This window comes from Streptomyces sp. NBC_01476 (assembly GCF_036227265.1).
Classification (GTDB): domain Bacteria; phylum Actinomycetota; class Actinomycetes; order Streptomycetales; family Streptomycetaceae; genus Actinacidiphila.
The window spans coordinates 5,228,694-5,247,475 of sequence record NZ_CP109446.1 but is presented as its reverse complement, the minus strand read 5'-3'; the positions used below and the strand labels follow the sequence as shown (position 1 = coordinate 5,247,475).

Below are 18,782 nucleotides of genomic sequence, written 5' to 3'. Positions count from 1 at the left end.
GACCCGCGGCACGGAGCCGCACCCCGAAGGGGCGCTGGGGGCACCCCCGGACGAAGTCTGGGGGAGGAACTGCGCGACAAGCCACGACGGCGCCGCACCCGGCAACGGCGAGAGGCACTACGGCGCCGCCCCGCACCCGCACCCGCACCGCGCCCCGCACGCCCCGCTCAACGAATAACGACGTACCCCGCCCCCTCCAGCGCCCCCCTGACGGAGTCACAGTGCTCTGGCCCCTTCGTCTCCAGATGCAACTCCACCTCCGCCTCGGTGAGCCCCAGCCGCGGATCCGTCCGCACATGGCTGACGTCCAGCACATTCGCGTCCACCAGCGTCAGCACCCCCAGCAGCGTCGCCAGCGCCCCCGGCCGGTCGGTCAGCCGCAGCCGCAGCGACAGATAGCGCCCGGCCGCCGACATCCCGTGCCGCAGCGTCCGCTGCAGCAGCAGCGGGTCCACGTTCCCCCCGGAGAGCACCGCCACCACCGGCCCCTCGAAGGACTCCGGCGCGGCCAGCAGCGCCGCCACCGGCGATGCCCCGGCCGGCTCCACCACCAGCTTGGCCCGCTCCAGGCACAGCAGCAGCGCCGACGACAGCTGGTCCTCCGACACCGTCACGATCTCGTCCACCAGGTCCCGGATGACCGCGAACGGGATGTCGCCAGGCCGCCCGACCATGATCCCGTCGGCCATCGTGGCCACCGAGTCCAGCGCCACCGGCCGCCCGGCCGCCAGCGAGGGCGGGTACGCCGCCGCACCGGCCGCCTGCACCCCGACGATCCGCACCTCCGGCCGCAGCGCCTTGACCGCGACCGCGATCCCGGCGGCGAGCCCGCCGCCGCCGATGCCCACCACGATCGTGCGCACCTCGGGACACTGTTCCAGGATCTCCAGGCCCACCGTGCCCTGCCCGGCGATGATGTCCGGGTGGTCGAAGGGGTGGATGAAGACCGCGCCGGTCTGCTCGGCGTAGTCGATCGCCGCCCGCAGCGTCTCGTCCACCACCGCGCCGTGGTGCCGCACCTCCGCGCCGTACTCCCGGGTCGCGGCGACCTTCGGCAGTGGCGCGCCGACCGGCATGAAGACCGTCGAGCGGACCCCGAGCAGCGAGGCGGCGAGCGCCACACCCTGGGCGTGGTTGCCGGCGCTGGCCGCCACCACACCGGCCGCGCGCTCCTCGGGGCTCAGACCGGCGATCCGCACGTACGCGCCGCGGATCTTGAACGAGCCGGTCCGCTGCAGATTCTCGCATTTGAGGTGCACAGGTGCCCCGACCAGCGACGACAGATGGCGGGAGCCTTCCATGCCGGTCATCCGGGCGACCCCGGAGAGCATTTTGTGCGCACCGCGCACATCGTCGAGGGTGATCGTGGGCGACGGCCTGGATTCCATGGCCCCAGTCTCGCAGTTCCGCCACAGGACCGGTTCCACGGCGCTCACCAGCGCGTACGTCTCCGCCCTTGTCCCGTACCGGCCGACGCACCCTTGACAAGGGGGCCGCGAGGCGCCCTGCGGCGGGCCGCGGTTTCGCCGGGAACGGCCCCGGGGCCTGCCGGTCCGCGTACTCTTCTGCCAACTTCCCGCCGCCCGCCCCCCTTAACAGGACCGACAGAACGCGAGCTTCCAGGTCATGTCCAACCCTCCGGAGACCTCGGCCGAACTCCTCGAGCGGCTCCAGCACCAGGTTGCCCTCTTCGCCCGCCGCGCCGAACAGACCCGCCTCGGCGGCGTCGGCAGGGCGCGCAACTCGATGGACCGTGCCGCCTATCTCCTGCTCAACCGGCTCGACCGGGAGGGCCCGATGGGTGTCAAGGCACTCGCCGAGGCCATGGGAATCGACTCCTCCACGGTGACCCGCCAGGTCGCGCCGCTGGTCGACACCGGTCTGGTCAAACGCACCTCGCACCCCGAGGACGGACGTGCGGTCGTCCTCGCCCTGTCGCCGCGCGGCCGGGGCCGCCTGGAGGAGGTACGCGACTCCCGGCGCCGGCTGATGGCCGAGGTCACCACCGGCTGGACCCCGGCGGAACGGGAGATCTTCACCGAGCTGCTGGTCCGCTTCAACTCCGCGCTCTCGGACTGGCACGCGGGGGCGGGCCAGCGCGACGACGCGGCGCCCGCGGAGCCCCCGGCCGGGACGGATGGGGCCCCCGGCGCCGCCGGGAACAGCGGGTCGCAGGGGGATGCGCAAAAGGCTTGACCCGGCCCGCCCGGTTGCCGTCCCATGGCCGCGTGGGGAAGCGCCGGGCAACAGCGGAACTCCGACGGGACGCCGAATTCACGGCGTTCACCGCGGGCGCGGGCGGACGCCTGCTGCACACCGCCGTGCTGCTGACCGGTGACCGCGCGGCGGCCGACAAGCTCCTCACCGCGACCCTGGCCCGGGTCTACGCCGACTGGTTCCGGATGCGCGCGGAGGACCCGTACGAGCAGGCCCGCTGCGAACTGGTCCGCCGGTTCGCCCACCGGCCCTGGTGGCGGCGTCCGCGCGGCGGCGTCCTCGACCGGCTCAGCGGCCAGGAGCGGCTCATCGTGACGATGCGGTTCTTCGAGGGCGTCGCCGAGGAGCAGACCGCGGCGCAGCTGGGTCTGCCGCCGGAACGGGTGCGGGTGATCGGTGCGCGGGCGACGGCCACGCTGCGCAGCCGGCGGCTCGATCCCGCCGGGCCCGCCGGGGCCCGGCGCGCCGGACCGGCCGCGGCCGGTCCCGCGCTGCAGGCGGCGCCCCGGTCGGTGGCCGAGGCCCGCGCCCAGGGTGCCGCGGCGCTCCACCAGGACGCCCCCCGCGAGGTCTACGGCGAGCCGTCGGAAGAGCCGCGGCCCGTCCAGGGGGTGGCGCCGTGAGCCCGGTTCCCAACCGCCGTGACGACGAGGTCAGGCGCCTGCTGGACACCCCGCACCCGGCGGTGCCGGTGGACCTCGGCACCCGCGCGCAGCAGCGCGGGCGTCTCATCGTCCGCCGCCGCCGGGTCCTGCACCTGGTGCTCTGGGTGCTGCTGGCCGCCGCGTCGGTCGCCGGGATCGTGCTGGCCGTCATGCTCTGGCCGCACGACCCGGCAACCCCCGACGTGCCGTCGAACGGCACCTGGTGGTCCCCGATGGGACGCTGAGTGCGGATGGGCCGTTTCTGACCGTCCGACCTACAGCGCCGTCCGCCCGCGGCGCGGGACCCGCGGCGTCAGGCGGGTGCGAGCGTGCGTGCCGGACACCGCGGGGCAGGCGGGATGTTGTCGTACCCGGCCTAGTCCAGGGCCTGCTTGAGGTCGGCCAGCAGGTCGTCGACCTGCTCGATGCCGACCGACAGGCGGATCAGGTCCGCGGGCACCTCCAGGTCGGAGCCCGCGACCGAGGCGTGCGTCATCCGGCCCGGGTGCTCGATCAGCGACTCGACACCGCCCAGCGACTCACCGAGGGTGAACAGCCGCGCCCGGTCGCACACCGCGACCGCCGCCTGCTCACCGCCCTCGACCCGGAAGGACACCATGCCGCCGAACGCCTTCATCTGCTTGGCGGCGACCTCGTGCCCGGGGTGCTCGGGCAGCCCGGGGTAGTACACCTGGGTGACCTTCGGGTGGGCGGCCAGCATCCCGGCGATCCGCTCGGCGTTGGCGCAGTGCCGGTCCATCCGGACCGCGAGCGTCTTCAGGCCGCGCGAGACCAGCCAGGCGTCGAAGGGCCCGGCGATCGCGCCCATCGCGTTCTGGTGGTAGGCGAGTTCGTCGCCGAGCGCGCTGTCCGCGGTGATCAGCGCGCCGCCGACCACGTCGGAGTGCCCGCCCATGTACTTCGTGGTGGAGTGCACCACCACGTCAGCGCCGAGCGCCAGCGGCTGCTGGAGGTAGGGGCTGGCGAAGGTGTTGTCCACCACCAGGCGCACCCCGGCCTGCTGCGCCACCGACGCCAGCGCGGTGATGTCGGAGATGCCCAGCAGCGGGTTCGACGGGGTCTCCACCCAGATCAGCCGGGTCTCGGGCAGCACCGCGTCCCGTACCGCCCGCGGGTCGGAGGTGTCGGCGACCGACCAGCTCACACCCCAGCGCTCCACCACCTTCGCGAAGAGCCGGAAGGTGCCGCCGTAGGCGTCGTTCGGGATCACCACGTGGTCGCCCGGCGACAGCACGGTCCGCAGCAGGCAGTCCTCGGCGGCGAGGCCGGAGGCGAAGGCGAGGCCGCGGCTGCCGCCCTCCAGCGCGGCGAGGTTGCGCTCCAGGGCGGACCTGGTGGGGTTGGCGGACCGGCTGTACTCGTAGCCGCCGCGCAGGCCGCCGACGCCGTCCTGCTTGTACGTGGACACCTGGTAGATCGGCGTCACCACCGCCCCGGTGCCCGCGTCGGCGGGCTGGCCGGCGTGGATCGCGAGGGTTTCGAAGTGCTCGCTGTGGTGCCCGGGGTCGTGCTGACCGCTGTGCTGATGGCTCATGGGCCCGAGGGTAGCCGCCGGAAACCACGGAATGCGCCGGCACACGGCGTGACCAGCGCCGGCCCTGCTGCCGCCGGCCGGCGAGTTCTGCGGCGGTTCCCGGCATCTGCCGGCCGATCCGGTCGGGGAGCCGAACCGGTCCGGAAGGCCGAACCGGCCAAGCTGCGGGCCGAGTTGCCGGCCGACGACCCCTCCCCGTACGACTCCCGTCCACCGATGGCCGCGCGGATCCGGCTGGTCACGGCACGGCCGGACGCCGGGCTGCGGAACGCCCCGGCGGCGCCGCGGGCAGGCCGGCCGTCCGGGCGGGGAGGCTCGGGCGGCCGGCGGGAGGTCAGGTCAGAGGTCAGGTCAGGTCAGAACAGGACGGGCCGGAAAAGGACAGGCCGGAAAAGGACAGGCCGGGCTGATCACCACGGGGAAGGAGCCGGCGGCGGGGTCACCGCCGGGCGGTCGTCACAGGTGATCGTGTTGGGCAGCTCCCACGGCGCGAGCCAGTCCCCGGTGGTGCCGCCGCCGTCGTTGCCGCCGAGGTCGGTGACGGCGAACTCCGAGCCGGCCGGGGTGAAGTTGAACGAGCCGCAGTTGTTGATGCCGACCGCACCGACGTTGCGCGCGTCCACGTTCTGGAAGCTGGCGCCGCCGGCCACCCGGGCGCTGAGCACCGACGTACCGGTGCCGTCGACCTTGATGTCCTTGAAGTGGACGTTGGTGATGGAGTACAGGTCCTTCACCGGGAAGTCGGAGACGAGCATGATCGCGTTGTAGGTGCTGTCGAGGAAACTGTCCCCGGTCACCTCGATGTCCGCGTCGATGTTCTTCTCCAGTGCGTACAGCCAGATCGCGCCGAGGCCGATGTTCCAGTTGAGTTCGTACGTCCCGGCCCTGACCGTGGTGTTGCCGGTGATCCACAGGTGCCCGGTGAACGCCTCGGCGCCGAACCGGGAGCCGGCCTGGATGGCGCTGCCCTCGCGGATCGGGTCGGCGATCAGGTTGGCCGACACGGTGTTGTCGGTGCCGCCGTAGATCGCGATGCCGTTGGCGAGTACCGGCGTCTGCACGGTGTTGTGGTCGATGGTGTTGCCGGTGTCCTCGGTCTTCTCCGACCACAGGGCGATGGCGTCGTCACCTGTGTTGCGGATGAAGTTGTCCGCGATCACCGAACGGGTCACACCGGTGTGGAAGTTGATGCCGTCGGCGGTCTGGTCGACGATCTCGTTCCCGGTGATCCGCAGGTTCTTCATCGGGCCGTCGAACCACATGCCGGCCTTGGTGTGCTGGATGTAGAGGCCCTCGATGGTGGAGTCGCTCAGCGCGCCGCCGATGCCGTTGACCTGGTCGGTGTCGATGCGGTCGCGTACGTCGCCCTGGATCGCGAAGCCGGACAGGTGGACGTTGGAACTGCCGCCCGCCGAGGCGTCCTTGCCGTAGAAGCCGACGCCGGTGTGCACCGAGCCGTCGGGGGCCGGGGTGCTGAGCGCGACTTCGTGGCCCTTGATGGTGGTGTACCAGTTGCCGGCGCCCTCGATGGTCACGTTGTCCACGATGATGTGCCGGTTGACCTGGTATGTGCCCGGCGGGATGTAGACCTTCAGGTGGGTGGCCCGGGCGAAGGCGATGGCCTTGTCGATGGCGCCGGCCGAGTCGCGGCGGCCGGTCGGGTCGGCCCCGAAGAGCAGCACGTTGGCGGCGAGCAGGTCGATCTTCGGCGGGGCCACCTGCTGCGAGTCGAGCAGGTCGATCGTGGTGGGGGCGGCGCCGGCCGGCGCGGTCAGCCGGACGGTGTCACCCGCCTTGTACGTACGGCCGAGCGCGAGGCGCTGCTCGTCGTAGAAGTGGTTGGGGCGGAACGGTGTGGTGACCGTCGGCTCCGGGGTGGTCTGGTTGGGCACGCAGGCGCACTCGGTGATCCAGTCCCCGGGGTGCAGCAGGCCGGCGCCCGGGTCGTTGGAGAACGGGTACTGGTTGTAGAGCCAGGCGTACTGCGAAGTCAGCGTCAGGGTCTTCTTGGCGCCGCCGTTGACGGTGACGTCGAGCGGTGAGGTGATGCCGCCGCCGTTCGCCGCGTCCGGGACGCTGTAGCGGACGCTGATCGCGTTGGCGGTGCTGGGCAGCGTGAACTCGACGTACTGGCCCGGCTGGAGGGTGACGGCGCTGCGGCCGGACGCCTCGGCGGGCAGGGTGTACGCGGCGCGGCCCGGGCCGATGACGGTGCCGGTGGTCCTGGCGTGCTCGGCTTCCTGCTCGGCGAAGCCGACGCCTGCTCCGGCGCCCGCGACGAGCGACGGGGCGAGGGCGGCGCGGGTGGCGGCGGGCTGTGCGGTCGCGCCCTTGGGCGCGGTGGCGGCGGCCGTGCCGCTCGCCAGCATGCTGAGGCCCGCTGCGGCCGCGGTGAGCGAGGCGACCGCCATGGCGGCTCTTCGCCGGGGGCCACCGGAGTGTCTCGTCGCAGCACCTGTGATGCTCCGTGACATCGAAAGCTCGTTTCTCTCGGGTCTGACGCCATCAGGGTGAGGTGACATTAGGGCCCGGAGTCCGGCTCCACAAGGCCACTGCGAAATGATTTCGCAACTTTGGTTGCGAACTACGCCAGTACGTCAACTTCTTGCGTTACCACGACAAGTCGTTTCACCACCCCTCCCCCACCCGCCCCACGCCCACCCGCTCACGCTCCGTCCCGCCCGCCGGGCCCCGGACGCGACCGAGGGCGGCCCCGGAAGGGGCCGCCCTCGGTCAGGGGTGGGTCAGCGGGCGCGCAGGAGGTGGTCCATGGCGAGCTGGTCGAGGCGTTCGAAGGCCATGCCCTTGGCGCCGGCCGCCTCCACGTCGAAGTCCTCGTACGCGCTGCGGTCCGCCAGCAGGTCGGCGAGGGTCTCGCCGGCCGCCACGGTGGGCAGCGAGAGCTGGTCCAGGCGGGACGCGCGCAGCGCCTCCTGGACCTCCGGGTCGGCGCGGAAGGCGGCGGCCCGCTCCTTGAGGATCAGGTAGTTGCGCATGCAGCCGGCCGCCGACGCCCAGACGCCGTCGTAGTCCTCGGTCCGCGGCGGCTTGAAGTCGAAGTGCCGCATGCCTTCGTAGCCCGCCGTCTCCAGCAGGTCCACCAGCCAGAACGCGGCCCGCAGGTCACCGGCGCCGAAGCGCAGGTCCTGGTCGTACTTGATGCCGGTCTGGCCGTTGAGGTCGAGGTGGAAGAGCTTGCCGTGCCACAGCGCCTGCGCGATGCCGTGCGGGAAGTTGAGCCCGGCCATCTGCTCGTGGCCGACCTCGGGGTTGACGCCGACGATGTCGGGCCGCTCCAGGGAGTTGATGAACGCCAGCGCGTGGCCGACGGTCGGCAGCAGGATGTCGCCGCGCGGCTCGTTCGGCTTGGGCTCGATCGCGAACCGGAGGTCGTAGCCCTGCTCGGTGACGTACTCGCCGAGCAGGTCGAACGCCTCCTTCATCCGGTCGAGCGCGACCCGTACGTCCTTGGCCCCGCCGGACTCCGCGCCCTCCCGGCCGCCCCAGGCGACGTAGATCTTGGCGCCGAGCTCGACCGCGAGGTCGATGTTGCGGATGGTCTTGCGCAGCGCGAAGCGCCGCACCTCACGGTCGTTGGCGGTGAAGCCGCCGTCCTTGAAGACCGGGTGGGTGAAGAGGTTGGTGGTGGCCATCGGGACGACCAGGCCGGTGCTGTCCAGCGCCTGCCGGAAGCGCTTGATGTGGCTGTCGCGCTCCGCGTCGGAGGAGCCGAAGGGGATCAGGTCGTCGTCGTGGAAGGTCACCCCGTAGGCACCCAGTTCGGCGAGGCGGTTGACGCTCTCCACCGGGTCGAGCGCGGCGCGGGTCGCGTCACCGAACGGGTCGCGGCCCTGCCAGCCGACCGTCCACAGACCGAAGGTGAATTTGTGCTCGGGGGCCGGGGCGTACGGGTCCCCGGAACCGGTGGGCGTGGGCGTGGCGGAAGTCATGGTGGTCGGCTCCTATTCGTCAGACTGTTGAACAAATTAGTATGCGAGACCGATGATGGGAAGTGGGGGCACCCGGAGAAGGGCGCTTCAGGCCGCGGGAAGAGCACGAAGGGACCGGGATCACATGACGTCGCAGGGGCAGGTCGTCCTCGGGGTGGACAGTTCGACCCAGTCCACGAAGGTGCTGGCGGTCGAGGTGGAGACCGGCGAGGTGCTGGCCCGCGGCCAGGCCCCGCACACGGTCACCGGCGGCGCCGGCCGGGAGAGCGACCCGGAGGAGTGGTGGCAGGCGCTGCTCGACGCCTTCGGGCAGCTCGGGGAGTACGCCGGCCGCGCCGACGCGGTCTCGGTCGGCGGACAGCAGCACGGGCTGGTCGTCCTCGACGCGGCCGGCCGGCCGCTGCGCCCCGCCCTGCTCTGGAACGACGTACGGTCCGCGCCGCAGGCCGACGCGCTGGTGGAGCGGTACGGCGCCGGGCGGTGGGCACAGCGCTTCGGATCGGTGCCCGGGGCGAGCTTCACGGTCACCAAGTGGGAGTGGCTGCGCGCGCACGAGCCGGAGGCGGCGGCCGGCGCCTGGGGCGTACGGCTGCCGCACGACTTCCTCACCGAACGCCTCAGCGGGGTGGCGGTCACCGATCGCGGCGATGCCTCGGGCACCGGGTGGTGGGCCTCGGAGACCGAGGAGTACGACGAGGCGCTGCTGGCGGAGATCGGCCTCGACCCGAAGCGGCTGCCGACCGTCCTGGGCCCGGGCGAAGGCGCCGGGACGGTACGCGAACGGCTCCCGCTGCGGGCGGGCGCGCTGGTGGCGGCCGGCACCGGGGACAACGCGGCGGCGGCGCTCGGGCTCGGGCTGACGCCCGGCCGGGCGGTGCTGAGCCTGGGGACATCGGGCACCGTCTACGCGGTGTCGCGGCAGCGGCCGACCGACCCGACCGGGACGGTGGCCGGGTTCGCCGCGGCCGGCGGCGGCTGGCTGCCGCTGGCCTGCACGCTCAACTGCACGCTGGCGGTGGACAAGGTCGCGCAGCTGCTGGGGCGCGGGCGCGAGGAGGTGGAAGCCGGCGGGTCGGTGGCCTTCCTGCCGTTCCTCGACGGCGAACGGACCCCGAACCTGCCGTACGCGTCCGGGCTGCTGACCGGCCTGCGGCACGAGACCACGGCGGGGCAGGTGCTCCAGGGGGCGTACGACGGAGCGGTCTGGGCGCTGCTGCGGGCGCTGGACGAGGTACTCGCGGTGGACGGCGGGGCGCCGTCCGGCGAACCCCTGCTGCTGATCGGCGGCGGCGCCCGGGGGGTCGCGTGGCGGGAGACGGTACGGCGGCTGTCCGGGCGGGCGGTGCAGGTGCCGGTGGCCGGTGAGCTGGTCGCCCTCGGCGCGGCGGTCCAGGCGGCGTCCCTCCTGACCGGCGAGGCCCCCACCGACATCGCCCACCGCTGGTCCACCGCCAAGGGCACCCTCTACGACCCCGTCCCCCGCGACGACGACACCCTCGCCCGGCTGTCGGCCGCCCTGCCCCTGGCGGGCTGACGGGGCTGCCCCCAGGGGCCCGCACATACTGAGGGCGGAAGGGACGGAGGAGCCGGTGGAACGAGGAACAGGCGCACGCAGCGGGGCCCAGGCGGGTCTGCGGCGCCGCAACATGGCGCTGGTCATGAACGCCCTGGCCGCCGGCGAGAAAGTGACCCGCGCGGCGGTGGCCGCGGAGGTCGGCCTGACCCGCGCCACCGTCTCCACCCTCGTGGACGAACTCCTCGCCGCCGGCCTCGTGGAGGAGCAGGGCGCGCAGCGCCCCGGCACCGTGGGGCGCCCCGGCACCGCGCTGGCCCTGTCCGCGCGGGGCCCGGCGGGCATCGGCGCCGAGATCGGGGTGGACCACCTCGCCGCCTGCGTCGTGGACCTGCACGGCATCATCCGCTGCCGCGCCGCGTCGCCGGCCGCCAACCGCGACCGCCCGGCCCCCGCCGTCCTCGCCGACCTCGCGGTGCTCACCGCCCGGGTCACCGAGGAGGCCGAGGAGGCCGGCCTCCACCCCGTCGGCACCACCGTCGCCGTCCCCGGCCTGGTCGGCAAGGACCGCCGCACGGTCCTGCGCGCCCCCAACCTCGGCTGGGAGGACGTCCCGGTCGCCGCCCTCGGTGAGCGGACCGTCGTGGAGAACGAGGCGAACCTCGGCGCCCTCGCCGAACTCTGGCTCGGCGGCCACGAGAAGCTCGCCGACTTCGTCCATGTCTCGGCCGAGATCGGCATCGGCGCCGCCCTCGTGGTGGAGGGCCGGCTCTTCCGCGGCGCCCGCGGCTTCGCCGGCGAACTCGGCCATGTCCCGGTCCGGCCGGACGGTCCCCTGTGCTCGTGCGGCGCGAACGGATGCCTGGAGACCTACGCGGGCGAGGAGGCGCTGCTGCGGGCGGCCGGTATCCCCGGCCAGGGACCGGCCGCGCTCCGCGGGGCCGCCCGGCGGGGGGACCCCGCCGCGGTGCGCGCCCTCGCCGAGGCCGGCGCCGCGCTGGGCATCGCGCTGAGCGGTGCGGTGAATCTCCTGGACCCGCAGGCCGTGGTGGTGGGCGGCCCGCTCGCCGACCTCACCCCCTGGCTGCTGCCGGGCGTGCGCCGCGAACTCGCCGCCCGCGTCACCGACCGCCAGTGGCGCCCGGAGGACCTGGTCACCTCACGCCTCGGCCGCGACGGCGTCCTGCGCGGCGCCGCCTACAGCGCGGTCCGCACCGTGCTGGACGACCCGGTCACCTGGATCAACAGCTTCCCGCGCCCCCACCGGCAACCGGCCCGCTGAGCGCGCGCCGGGCGGGAGCGGGCCCGACGGGCCCCGCCCGGCAAGAGCGGGCCCACCGAGAACCGGCCCGTCAGGGAGCCACCCGGCGGCAGCGAGTACGGCCGAGGCGGCTCCGGACAGGCCCGCCCGGCGAGGGCACCGCCGGGGTCAGATCGCGGACCCCGCGAGCCACTGGGACCAGCTCATGTTCCAGCCGTTGAGGCCGTTGGACGGCTGGATGGTCTTGTCCGGCGAGTTCTTCACCACGACCACGTCACCGACCAGCGAGTGGTTGTAGAACCACGCGGCCGGGGTGTTCGGGTCCTTGCCGCCCTTGGCGTCCTCAAGACCCACGCAGCCGTGGCTGGTGTTGGCGTTGCCGAAGATGGACGGGTCGCCCCAGTAGTTGCCGTGGATGAACGTGCCGGAGCTGCTCAGCCGCATGGCGTGCGGGACGTCGGGGATGTCGTACTCGCCCTTGCCGTCGTCGTCGGTGAAACCGACCGTCGCCCCGTTCATCCGGGTGGTCTGGTCCTTCTCCGAGATCACCATCTGGCCGTTGTACGTGGTGTGTCCGGGGGCGCCGGCCGAGACCGGGATGGTCTTGATCACCTTGCCGTCACGGCTGACCGTCATCTCGTCGGTGCTGGTGTCGACCGTCGAGATCTGCGAGCGGCCGACGGTGAAGCCGACGGTCTTGTCCTGGACGCCGTAGATGCCGGCCGCGCCCTTCACCCCGTCGAGCTTCAGGGTCAGCGAGACATGCGAGCCGGCCACCCAGTAGTGCTGCGGGCGCAGGTCGAGCCGGGTGGCGCTGAACCAGTGGCCGACGACCTTCTGGCCGCTGCTGGAGTTCACCGTGACGCCCTTCTGCACGGCGGCCCGGTCGCTCTTCGCGATGGCCTTGTCGAAGTTGACCGAGACCGGCATGCCGACGCCGACGGTGGAGCCGTCCTCGGGCGTGAAGTAGCCGATGAAGCTGTCGGCCGCGGAGAGCGTGGCGAAGGTCGAATTCGCCGCGGCCACCCGGCCCTTGGCGTCCTTGGCGACAGCGGATATCACGTACTGGGTGCCGCGCGCGAGCTTCCCGTCCGGCGTCCAGCGGGTGCCGTCGGCGGATATGGTGCCGGCCACCCGGTCCCCGGTGGGCTTCGCCTTCATGGTGACGGAGGTGAGGGTGCCGCCGGTGACGCTGACCTTGGTGCCCTTGTTGATGCTGGCGCCGGTGCTGCCGGCGTGCGGCGCGATGGTGATCTTCGCGTCCGAGGCGTTCTCCGCGGCGTTGGCGTCCTGGCGGGCCTGCGTGTTGGCCGTCGTGCCGGTGGCGCTGGGCGTGCCGGCCGGCGACGGAGTCTGCGGGGCGGTCGCCGAGGAACTGGCGGAACCGCTAGCGGCGGCCTTGCCCGCGTCACTGCCCCCGCTGTGGCCGCCGCAGGCGGCCACGCCTATGGCGCCGCCGACAACGACCGCTACGGCCGCGAGCGTGCGGCGGCGGGTGAAACGCGACCGGGGGGTGGGGGTCTTTCCGGCGTCGGACGGCGTCACGCAGGTCTCCAATGGCTTCGGGGGCTCGCGGGGATGTGCGCGGGGATGTGCGCGGGGATGTGCGCGGGGATGTGCGCGGGGCTGCGTCGACCCGTGGGGGCGGTCGGATGGCGAGCTCGGTCCTCTTCTTCCTCAGTTCCCTCATTCATCAAAACAGGAACACCGGACGAAGTGGTCCTTTCTGCCGGGAAATGTGGCCTTTCACACGCACCCGTGGATGTAACGCACGTCACCGGGCATACGACCTGTGTAATTTATTCCACACCGACCGTGAGCGCCCGGGACTTGACTTCACACGGGCCGTGCCGAGTCACTACCATCAGCCCTCACGGTCAAGTCACCGCTCTCGCTTGGGGGATACGTTGACCTCGCCCCGCCCTTACGTCGCCGCGGCCGCCGCTTCCGTGCTCGCCGCGCTGTACTTCGTTCCGTCCGCCAGCGCCAGCACGACCGACAACGCGCCGGCCGCCCCCGCCCACACCACCACGAGCCAGGTGACCACCGTCGACAACTCCGCCGACCAGCTCGGCGGTCTGGCCGACACCGGCAGCGTCGACACCAAGCCGTATGTCATCGGGGGCGCCGCGTTCCTGGTGGCGGGGGCGGGGCTGGTCTTCAACGCGGGCCGCCGCTCCCGCGCCTCCGCGGTCTGAACGGACCGGACAGAACCGGTCCGGCCGGGCCGGCCGCCGCGAGTCCGTGCCGGGAGGTGCCGATCGGGGCCGGTCTGGGCTGATCCGGGCCCGCCCGGGGGCCCCGCTACGCCAGCGGGCCGGTGACCGACTCGGCCGCGCGGACCAGCGACCCGTCCCGGACGAACGCGTAGGCCGCCTCCAGGTCGGGCGAGAGAAAACGGTCGGGGCCAGGACCCGGCACCCCGGCCGCGCGGACCGCCGCCAGAACCGCCTGCGAGGCGGGCGCCGGCCGCAGGCCGCCCGACGCGGCCCTGATCTCCAGCGCGCGGGTGGCCGCGTACAGCTCCACCGCGATGATCCGGGCCAGGTTGTCCACCGCGGTACGCAGCTTGCGCGCCGCCGACCACCCCATCGAGACGTGGTCCTCCTGCATCGCGGAGGACGGGATCGAGTCGACGGAAGCCGGTACGGCCAGCCGCTTCATCTCGCTGACCAGAGCGGCCTGCGTGTACTGCGCGATCATCAGACCGGAGTCGAGACCGGGGTCGTCGGCGAGGAACGGCGGCAGGCCGTGCGAGCGGTTCTTGTCCAGCAGCCGGTCGGTACGGCGCTCCGCGATGGAGCCGAGGTCCGCGGCGGCGATGGCGAGGAAGTCCAGTACGTAACCGACCGGCGCGCCATGGAAGTTGCCGTTCGACTCGACCCGCTCGTCCCCGGCGCCCTCGGCCCCGACCAGGACCACCGGGTTGTCAATGGCTGCGGCGAGTTCGCGGTCGGCGACCAGCAGGGCGTGCGCGAGGGTGTCCCGGCCGGCGCCGGCCACCTGCGGGGCACAGCGGATCGAGTACGCGTCCTGCACCCGCGGCGCCGCGTCCTGGTGGTGCCCGGTCAGGCCGGAACCGGCGAGCATCCGGCGCATGTTCCCGGCGCTGGCCGCCTGGCCGGGGTGCGGGCGGATGGCGTGGAGTTCGGGCGCGAGCACCTTGGCGGTGCCGAGCAGCGCCTCCAGCGTGAGCGCCGCGGTGATGTCGGCGGCGGTGAAGAGCCGGGCCAGGTCGGCGCAGGCCATCACCAGCATGCCGAGCATGCCGTCGGTGCCGTTGATGAGGGCCAGGCCCTCCTTCTCGCGCAGCACGACGGGGGTGATGCCGGCCTCGGCGAGCAGTCCGGCGGCCGGGCGGACCGTACCGTCGGCGCCCACCGCCTCGCCCTCCCCCATCAGCACCTGGGCGCAGTGCGCGAGCGGCGCGAGGTCGCCGGAGCAGCCGAGCGAGCCGTACTCGTGGACGACGGGCGTGATGCCGGCGTTCAGCAGCGCGGCCATGGTCTCGGCGACGACCGGGCGGACCCCGGTACGGCCCGAGGCGAGCGTCTTCAGCCGCAGGAACATCAGCGCCCGTACGACCTCCCGCTCGACATGCGGGCCCATGCCGGCCGCGTGCGACCGTACGAGGCTGCGCTGGAGCTGTGCCCGCAGGTCGGGGCTGATGTGCCGGACGGCCAGCGCGCCGAATCCGGTGCTCACCCCGTAGACCGGCTCCGGCTTCGCGGCCAGGGCGTCGATCACAGCGCGGGCCCGGCCGATCCCCGCCAGCGCGTCCGGGCTCAGCACGACCTCGGCATTTCCCCTGGCCACGGCGACGACATCCTCGGCCGTCGTCCCCTCAGCCCCCACCACCACGCTCTGCATATCCATATTCACGCACCCTAAGCACTGAATCCCAACCTGTCACGCGGCACCTGTCAGGGCTGCCGGCCGCGCAGGCTGCGGCGCTCCGGGGTGGGGGTCTCGCCGGCCGGCGGGGAGTCGGCGAGCCGGACCACCGGGTCGTCGGGGGCCTCGCGGCCCGCGACCACAGGGTGCCGGGCGCGCAGCGCCTTGGCGCGGTACTGGGCGGCGTCGGCCAGCCGGAAGAGGCGGCGGGCGGAACGGACCGGGCCGATCGCGTCACCGGTGGACGCGACCCCGACCGCGACGCCCTCGCCGACCTCCAGCTCCGCGGCCCGCCGGCACACCTCGTCGGCCGCGCGTTCCACCTCGGCGACGTCCTGGCCGACGGCCACGATGCAGAACTCGTCGCCGCCGAGACGGGCCGCGAGGCTGCCGGGGAGCATCGCGGAGCAGAGCGAGAGCAGCGAGCCGAACCGTTCCAGCAGACGGTCCCCGACGGCGTGGCCGAGCAGGTCGTTGACCCGCTTCAGCCCGTTCAGGTCGCACACCACCAGGCTGACCACCACGCCCTCCGCCCGGTGCCGCTCCAGCGCGTGCTCCAGCCTCACGTCGACGGCCCGCCGGTTGCCGAGGCCGGTCAGCGGGTCGGTGAAGGCCAGCCGTTTCACCTCGGCCAGGCGCTCGGTCTGGGCGATGCCGGCGGCGAGCAGGGCGGCCAGCACACTGGCGAAGTCGGCGTCGTCCCGGCCGAAGGCGGCTTCGCCCACCTGCCGGGCCACGTACAACTCGCCCCACGCCCGGCCGTGCACGACGATCGGAGCGACCACGCAGCTGCCCCGGCCGCGGCGGCGCAGGGCGGCGGTACGGCCCCAGCTGTCCCCGCCGGGCGGGGACCCGGTGCCGTCCACGGCCTCCACCCAGGCGTGCGGTTCGCCGCCGGCGGCCCAGGCGCCGTGGAGGAATTCGGCGATCTCCGGGAAGTCGTGCACGGAGTACGACTCGTCGGCGGGTTCCGGCTCCTCGCCGGGGGCGAGCACCCCGTCGTTGACCAGCACCCGCAGCCGGCCGGCTTCCCGCTCCCACGCGGAGATCGCGGCGAAGGACCCGCCCATCGCCAGCCGCGCCCGCCGCGCCCCGGCCCGCACGGCACCGCGCGGCGTCTGCGCGGTCGCCAGCGCTTGAGCCAGCTCGACGACCGCCCGAAGCCGCACGTCAGCCGCCGTCCCGTCACCCATCCCCCCAGGCTAAGGAGCTTTCCCCCCCACCGACCGCTGGCCCGCGAGCGAACGAGGGTTTTTTTCGGGGGGAGGGGGTGGGGCGCCGTGGGGGGTGGGGGGTCGGAGGGGGTGCGGGGCGGAGGGGGGTGCGGGAAGGGGGTGCGGGAAGGGGGTGCGGGAAGGGGGTGCGGGAAGGGGGTGCGGGGCGGAGGCGGACGTGCCCTGGTCCACGGTGCCGTTGTCCGTGTGGGCACCGCCCTTTCCCCTTTTTTTGCCGCCCTCTCGCCTCCGGGCGCTTAAATCCGATGTCGACGGTCGATCGTGCTCGCTCGCTCGTTCCTCGCTCCCTGCGCGCGTTCTCCCTTTCGACACCGGCGCGCCCTTCGGCTCGCTGGCTACCGGCGTAACCCCCGGCGTCATGCGGGCGCAGCCGAGCCCCGTCAGGGGCGCGAGGAACTGCGCGAGCAACCCACCACCCGCGGACGCCTGACCACCGACGGGTCGGGCCCCAAGGGGCGCTGGGGGCACCCCCGGACGAAGTCTGGGGGAGGAACTGCGCGAGCAACCCACCACCGGCGGACGCTTGACCACCGACGGATCGGGCCACGAAGGGGCGCTGGGGGCACCCCCGGACGAAGTCTGGGGGAGGAACTGCGCGACCAGCCACGACGTAGCGGCACTGTGGCACCCGCAGGAGGGGACCGCCCGGAGGGGGAAGGTCACGCCGGCCAGATGGGGCGGCGGGACTCCGTGAACGCGGCCACCCCCTCCGCACGGTCAGAAGAGAACGCCACGGTCCTCCACCCCGCATCCTCCACCTCAAGCCCCGCCCGGAGGTCCACCCCCTGCCCCAGCCGAAGCGCCCGCTTCGCCGCCCGGAGCCCCACCGGCGAGTGCCCCGCGATCGTCTCCGCCAGCGCGAGCGCCGCCGTCCTGGCGTCCTCCCCCGGCGCCGCGAGCCGGTCGACCAGCCCCAGCGCCACCGCCTCCCCCACCGGCACCCGCCGCGCCGTGAAGATCAGCTCCGCCGCCCGCGCCGCCCCCACCCGCCGCGGCAGCAACTGCGTACCGCCGCCGCCCGGGATGACACCGACCGACACCTCCGGCAGCCCCACCACCGTCGTGGGGTCGCCCACGATCAGATCGCAGGAGAGCGCCAGCTCGAACCCCCCGCCGAGCGCGTACCCGTGGACCGCCGCCACCGCCGGCATCGGCAGCTCCAGCACCCCGGTGTAGCCGGCCCGGGACAGCGGCCGCTGCCGCCCCAGCTCCTCGTCACTCAGCGCGTTGCGCTCCTTGAGGTCCGCGCCCACACAGAACGCCTTCTCGTTGGACGAGGTCAGCACGACCACGCTCACCGCACGGTCCGCCGCCAGCGCCCCGCAGGCCGCCGCGATACTCGCGGACATCGCCGTGGAGACCGCGTTCATGGCCGCCGGCCGGTCGAGCACCAGCTCGGCCACGCGCTCGCCGTGCCGCCGTACCACCACGAACTCCCCGTACCGCTCCTCGTCCATCACGCCGTCCTTCCGGGTTAACGCACGTAAACCTCCCCTCATCCTGCCAGCCGGACCGTCAGTTCCCAGAGCCGGTCGGCGTCGTTCTGGTCGAGCGCGTACGCGGCGACCCCGCTCCTGCCGTCCCCCTGCCCGGTGACGACCGCCGCCTCGTTGGCGTCCTCGAAGTACCGCCCGGTCACCCCCTGGACCTCCGGCGATCCGGCCAGCAGCACCGTGGTCGCCGCGCCCTGCTGCGGGGTCTTCCAGCCCGGCGGCACCGCCGGCCGGCGCCCCTGCTCGTCCAGCGCGCCGACGAACCGCAACTGCCCTTCGTCCAGGTGGCGCTGGAGGTTGGTCATGATGCCGCCGGGGTGCAGCGCGTTGGCGGTGATGCCGTCGGCGGCCCACCGCTTGGCGAGCGCCACGGTGAACAGGATCGTGGCCGTCTTCGACTGGCCGTACGCCGACCAGCCATCGTAGGGCCGCCGGGTGAAGTGGATGTCGTCGAAGACGACCGGGGACATCTGGTGCGCCGACGAGCTGACGACGACGATCCGCGCACCGCCGGCCGCCGCGAGCGCGTCGTGCAGGGCGAAGGTGAGGGCGGCGTGGCCCAGATGGTTCACCGCGAACTGCGTCTCCCAGCCTTCCGCCGTCCGGGTCAGCTCGGGCAGCGCCATGATCCCGGCGTTGTTCACGAGGATGTGCAGCGGCCCGGTCCAGTGCGCGGCGAAGGCGTCGACGCTCGCCCGGTCCGCCAGGTCGAGCCGGGCGACGCGTACGTCACGGCCGCCGGCCCGGATGTCCGCGGCGGCGCGCTCGCCGGCCTCGGTGTCGCGTACCGCCAGGGTCACCTCGGCGCCGGCCGCGGCCAGCGTACGGGCGGCCTCCAGGCCGATCCCGGACGCGCCGCCGGTGACGACGGCCCGTCTGCCGGTGAGGGCGACGCCGGTCAGCACCTCGTCCGCGGTGGACCGGGCGGTGAAGGATGTGGTGACAGGGGACATGGCTGTCCTTCCGGAAAAGGGGTGTGCGGAAGCGGCGCCCGGCGCGGTGGGTCACCGCGGCGCGGCC

The 18,782-nt window shown here is 73.5% G+C and carries 15 protein-coding genes; 6 read left to right on the top strand and 9 right to left on the bottom strand.

All coding sequences use genetic code 11. The annotated features are described in order from the left end of the window. Window positions 1–167: 167 nt before the first annotated feature. A complete protein-coding gene (gene ilvA, locus OG552_RS23010; RefSeq protein WP_329135870.1) occupies window positions 168–1,388 on the bottom strand; it encodes a threonine ammonia-lyase in 1,221 nt (406 codons plus the stop codon). Between the two features lie 238 nt (window positions 1,389–1,626). Between ilvA and OG552_RS23005 the strand changes: the two genes are divergently transcribed. The 3 genes from OG552_RS23005 to OG552_RS22995 are packed head-to-tail and all read left to right on the top strand — an operon-like array spanning window position 1,627 to window position 3,106. Next, entirely contained in the window at window positions 1,627–2,196 is a 570-nt protein-coding gene (locus tag OG552_RS23005) for a MarR family winged helix-turn-helix transcriptional regulator (protein WP_329135868.1), read from the top strand. A gap of 32 nt (window positions 2,197–2,228) precedes the next feature. Further along, complete coding sequence (locus OG552_RS23000; protein WP_443071003.1) at window positions 2,229–2,840, top strand: sigma factor-like helix-turn-helix DNA-binding protein; 612 nt, start codon at window positions 2,229–2,231, stop codon at window positions 2,838–2,840. Beyond that, window positions 2,837–3,106 carry a hypothetical protein gene (locus tag OG552_RS22995; protein WP_329135866.1) on the top strand — a complete coding sequence of 90 codons (270 nt, stop codon included), beginning with the start codon at window positions 2,837–2,839 and terminating at the stop codon, window positions 3,104–3,106. Before OG552_RS23000 ends, OG552_RS22995 begins: the two co-directional genes overlap by 4 nt. Window positions 3,107–3,237: 131 nt before the next feature. Here OG552_RS22995 and OG552_RS22990 read toward each other — a convergent pair whose 3' ends face one another. The 3 genes from OG552_RS22990 to xylA all read right to left on the bottom strand — a co-directional run bounded on the left by OG552_RS22990 (window position 3,238) and on the right by xylA (window position 8,366). Beyond that, window positions 3,238–4,416, bottom strand: coding sequence for a cystathionine gamma-synthase (locus OG552_RS22990; RefSeq protein ID WP_329135864.1), 1,179 nt, complete (start codon window positions 4,414–4,416; stop codon window positions 3,238–3,240). Window positions 4,417–4,826: 410 nt separating this feature from the next. After that, window positions 4,827–6,890: a glycosyl hydrolase family 28-related protein gene (locus OG552_RS22985; protein ID WP_443071002.1), complete on the bottom strand. Its 2,064-nt coding sequence runs from the start codon at window positions 6,888–6,890 to the stop codon at window positions 4,827–4,829. A 270-nt stretch (window positions 6,891–7,160) separates the two neighbouring features. Further along, on the bottom strand, window positions 7,161–8,366 hold the full coding sequence (xylA, locus tag OG552_RS22980) for a xylose isomerase (protein WP_329135860.1): 1,206 nt from the start codon (window positions 8,364–8,366) through the stop codon (window positions 7,161–7,163). Between the two features lie 124 nt (window positions 8,367–8,490). Between xylA and xylB the strand changes: the two genes are divergently transcribed. Together xylB and OG552_RS22970 are read left to right on the top strand one after the other, a co-directional pair. After that, window positions 8,491–9,900, top strand: a complete 1,410-nt coding sequence (gene xylB, locus OG552_RS22975) for a xylulokinase (RefSeq protein ID WP_329135859.1) — start codon at window positions 8,491–8,493, stop codon at window positions 9,898–9,900. Between the two features lie 124 nt (window positions 9,901–10,024). Then, entirely contained in the window at window positions 10,025–11,161 is a 1,137-nt protein-coding gene (locus OG552_RS22970; RefSeq protein WP_443071184.1) for an ROK family protein, read from the top strand. Window positions 11,162–11,308: 147 nt separating this feature from the next. On the opposite strand, the gene OG552_RS22965 is transcribed toward OG552_RS22970, so the two are convergent. After that, window positions 11,309–12,685: a L,D-transpeptidase gene (locus OG552_RS22965; protein WP_329135857.1), complete on the bottom strand. Its 1,377-nt coding sequence runs from the start codon at window positions 12,683–12,685 to the stop codon at window positions 11,309–11,311. A gap of 362 nt (window positions 12,686–13,047) precedes the next feature. Between OG552_RS22965 and OG552_RS22960 the strand changes: the two genes are divergently transcribed. Continuing rightward, window positions 13,048–13,338 (top strand): hypothetical protein, encoded by a 291-nt coding sequence (locus tag OG552_RS22960; RefSeq protein ID WP_329135855.1) that lies wholly within the window; start codon window positions 13,048–13,050, stop codon window positions 13,336–13,338. Between the two features lie 106 nt (window positions 13,339–13,444). Here OG552_RS22960 and hutH read toward each other — a convergent pair whose 3' ends face one another. The 4 genes from hutH to OG552_RS22940 all read right to left on the bottom strand — a co-directional run bounded on the left by hutH (window position 13,445) and on the right by OG552_RS22940 (window position 18,715). Continuing rightward, window positions 13,445–15,016: a histidine ammonia-lyase gene (hutH, locus tag OG552_RS22955; protein ID WP_329135853.1), complete on the bottom strand. Its 1,572-nt coding sequence runs from the start codon at window positions 15,014–15,016 to the stop codon at window positions 13,445–13,447. Window positions 15,017–15,063: 47 nt separating this feature from the next. Continuing rightward, window positions 15,064–16,227 carry a GGDEF domain-containing protein gene (locus OG552_RS22950; protein ID WP_329135851.1) on the bottom strand — a complete coding sequence of 388 codons (1,164 nt, stop codon included), beginning with the start codon at window positions 16,225–16,227 and terminating at the stop codon, window positions 15,064–15,066. 701 nt (window positions 16,228–16,928) lie between these two features. Then, complete coding sequence (locus tag OG552_RS22945; protein WP_329135849.1) at window positions 16,929–17,726, bottom strand: enoyl-CoA hydratase/isomerase family protein; 798 nt, start codon at window positions 17,724–17,726, stop codon at window positions 16,929–16,931. A gap of 38 nt (window positions 17,727–17,764) precedes the next feature. Then, entirely contained in the window at window positions 17,765–18,715 is a 951-nt protein-coding gene (locus OG552_RS22940; RefSeq protein ID WP_329135848.1) for an SDR family NAD(P)-dependent oxidoreductase, read from the bottom strand. Between the last annotated feature and the right edge of the window lie 67 nt (window positions 18,716–18,782).

What these genes read in the sequence shown, in the direction of transcription:
- OG552_RS22970 (WP_443071184.1), top strand. Translation starts at nt 10,025, where the DNA reads ATGAACGCCCTGGCCGCCGGCGAGAAAGTGACCCGCGCGGCGGTGGCC.
- OG552_RS22950 (WP_329135851.1), bottom strand. Translation starts at nt 16,227, where the DNA reads ATGGGTGACGGGACGGCGGCTGACGTGCGGCTTCGGGCGGTCGTCGAG.
- hutH (WP_329135853.1), bottom strand. Translation starts at nt 15,016, where the DNA reads ATGGATATGCAGAGCGTGGTGGTGGGGGCTGAGGGGACGACGGCCGAG.
- OG552_RS22940 (WP_329135848.1), bottom strand. Translation starts at nt 18,715, where the DNA reads ATGTCCCCTGTCACCACATCCTTCACCGCCCGGTCCACCGCGGACGAG.
- OG552_RS23005 (WP_329135868.1), top strand. Translation starts at nt 1,627, where the DNA reads ATGTCCAACCCTCCGGAGACCTCGGCCGAACTCCTCGAGCGGCTCCAG.
- xylA (WP_329135860.1), bottom strand. Translation starts at nt 8,366, where the DNA reads ATGACTTCCGCCACGCCCACGCCCACCGGTTCCGGGGACCCGTACGCC.
- OG552_RS22985 (WP_443071002.1), bottom strand. Translation starts at nt 6,890, where the DNA reads ATGTCACGGAGCATCACAGGTGCTGCGACGAGACACTCCGGTGGCCCC.
- OG552_RS22990 (WP_329135864.1), bottom strand. Translation starts at nt 4,416, where the DNA reads ATGAGCCATCAGCACAGCGGTCAGCACGACCCCGGGCACCACAGCGAG.
- ilvA (WP_329135870.1), bottom strand. Translation starts at nt 1,388, where the DNA reads ATGGAATCCAGGCCGTCGCCCACGATCACCCTCGACGATGTGCGCGGT.
- OG552_RS22945 (WP_329135849.1), bottom strand. Translation starts at nt 17,726, where the DNA reads ATGGACGAGGAGCGGTACGGGGAGTTCGTGGTGGTACGGCGGCACGGC.
- xylB (WP_329135859.1), top strand. Translation starts at nt 8,491, where the DNA reads ATGACGTCGCAGGGGCAGGTCGTCCTCGGGGTGGACAGTTCGACCCAG.